The sequence below is a fragment of the Amycolatopsis sp. NPDC026612 genome (assembly GCF_040638285.1).
Taxonomy (GTDB): domain Bacteria; phylum Actinomycetota; class Actinomycetes; order Mycobacteriales; family Pseudonocardiaceae; genus Amycolatopsis.
This window is the reverse complement of the sequence record NZ_JBEZYB010000176.1, coordinates 1-2218: the sequence shown is the minus strand read 5'-3', so window position 1 is coordinate 2218 and position 2218 is coordinate 1. Positions and strand designations below refer to the sequence as shown.

Sequence of the window (2218 nt, the reverse complement as noted above, 5' to 3'; positions counted from 1 at the left end):
TGTCAACGCTTCGGGAACTTTGACCCCGGGTGGTCTCTGGAAAATTGACCCCCTGCGCGGTGTTGTTGTCTAGTTCTGGTCGGTGTTTTGCTGCTGGTCGCGGAGCAGGTTGCGGCGCTGGCGGGTCCGGTAGGAGTCACCGGTGAGGGTGAGGACCTCGGCGTGGTGGACCAGACGGTCGATCATGGCCGCGGCGACAACGTCGTCGGAGAAGGTCTCGCCCCAGCGCCCGAACGGCAGGTTCGAGGTCACCATCACCGAGCCCTGCTCGTAGCGGGAGGCGATGAGCTGGAAGAACAGATTCGCCGCGTCCTGGTCGAACGGGATGTAGCCGACTTCATCGATGATGATCAGCTTGTAGCGGCGGATCTTCTTGAGCTCGGCCTCGAGCCGGTTGCCGTGGTGGGCGGCGGTGAGCCGGGCGATCCAGTTGCTGGCCGTGTCGAACAGCACCGAGTAGCCCGCCTGGGTGGCTTTGACCCCGAGCCCGATCGCGAGGTGGGTTTTGCCGATGCCGGGCGGGCCGAGCAGGATCACGTTCTCGGCCTTGGCGACGAACGTGCCGGTCGACAGGTGCGCCAAGATGTCGCGGCGCAGCGAGGGCAGGTGGTCGAGGTTGAAGTCCTCCAAGGTTTTGACGGCAGGGAAGTGGGCGGTGCGGATCCGCATCACGGTGCCTTTGGACTCGCGGTCGGCGACCTGACGCTGCAGCAGCGCGGCGAGGTATTCCTCGTGCGACCAATTCTCGTCTCGCGCCTGGCCGGCCAGTTGTTCCCAGAACGCCCCGATCGTCGGGGTCTTCAGCGCCCGGGTGAGGTAGGCGATCTGGGACGGCAGCCCATCCTTCGGCCCTGCTGCCGACGGTTTGGGCTTGGCGGTTGTGCTCACGTATTGCTCGCTTTCGTTGGTGGTGCAGTGAAATCGACGCCGAAGAGCGCGTCGTAGTCCGGCAGGGCCCGCATCGCAACGACGTGTCCGTCGGCGTGACGACGGGTCTCGCCGGAGGCCTCGCGGCGCAGGCGTTCGGCCGCGAAGTTCTTCCGCAGCAAGGCTGCGGCGGCTTGGTGGGCCGGATCGGTGACCACGACCTGCTTGGCCCAGCAGCGGTCATGCCGGGCGACGACCTGCCCGTCGCAGAACACCTTCACCTCGCCCGGCGAAGCGGTGACGTCAACGAACCGGCCGATCATCCGCGGGTCGACGGAGTAGTCGACGGTGTCGACCCGCACGTAGTAGTCCCGCCCGAGCCGGACCCGCTGATTCAGCCCGATCGGCGGGGCAACCGGCGGCAGCGGCAGCATCGCCTGGTAGTCGGTCTCCAGCAGCTCCACCGGGCGGCCCTGGATCGACCGGACGGTCCGGTTGTTCGCCCGGGCCAGCCACTCATCCAGCTGGGTGTTGAAGTCCGCGGGTGAGGTGAAGACCCGGCCGGGCAGGAACGAGGTCTCCAGGAACTGGTTGTTCCGCTCGACCATGCCCTTGAACTCCGGGTCCCGCGGCGGGGCGAGCACGATCTTCGTGGCCAGGGTGCCGGCGAACGCCGCGGCCGGGGCGCTGACCCGACCGGCCCCGCCGATCGCGGACTCCCGGTCCCAGACCAGCCGCTTCGTGACCCGGCCGATCCCGTTGACCAGCTGCCACATCCCCGACAGGATGTCCCCGGCCTGCCGCGACGGGATCATCGTCGCGGCCAGGAAACGCGAGAAACACAGCGTCATCACCAGCACCGGCAGCACCCTTTCCTGGCCCGCGGCGACCGGGATCCGTGGCTCGGGGAACCACAGGTCGCACTGGGCGATCTGGCCGGGCTCGTAGACCACCCGGTCGACCGGGTCGATCCCGGCATACTCCGGGCGCAACGCGGCCAGCTTCTTCTTCAACGGCGACATCGAGTGCGGCCACCCGATCTTCTGCGCGATCACCGGTCCCGGCATCCGCGGCCACTGGGCAAGCAGCGCACGGATCTGCGGCTCGAACGCATCCGCCACCGACCCCCGCGAAGCGCGCTCATACTTCGGCGGGCCCTCGGACCTCAACGCCGCCCGGACCGTGTTCCGCGAGATCCCCAGCCGCCGGACGATCTCCTTGATCGGCACGCCCTCAGCCCGATGCAACCGGCGGATCTCCGCCCAGTCCTCCACGTTCAGCACCCTCCTACCTCAGAGGGGGTCAACTTTCGGAAGACTCCTGGGGGTCAGTTTTCACGAAGCGACGACAG

The 2218-nt window shown here is 67.7% G+C and carries 2 protein-coding genes; both read right to left on the bottom strand.

Annotation, left to right across the window (positions count from 1 at the left end):
* Window positions 1–69 precede the first annotated feature (69 nt).
* A complete protein-coding gene (gene istB / locus AB0F15_RS44980; protein ID WP_360284077.1) occupies window positions 70–888 on the bottom strand; it encodes an IS21-like element helper ATPase IstB in 819 nt (272 codons plus the stop codon).
* Complete coding sequence (istA, locus tag AB0F15_RS44975) at window positions 885–2150, bottom strand: IS21 family transposase (RefSeq protein ID WP_360284075.1); 1266 nt, start codon at window positions 2148–2150, stop codon at window positions 885–887. The genes istB and istA overlap by 4 nt, the downstream gene beginning before the upstream one ends.
* Between the last annotated feature and the right edge of the window lie 68 nt (window positions 2151–2218).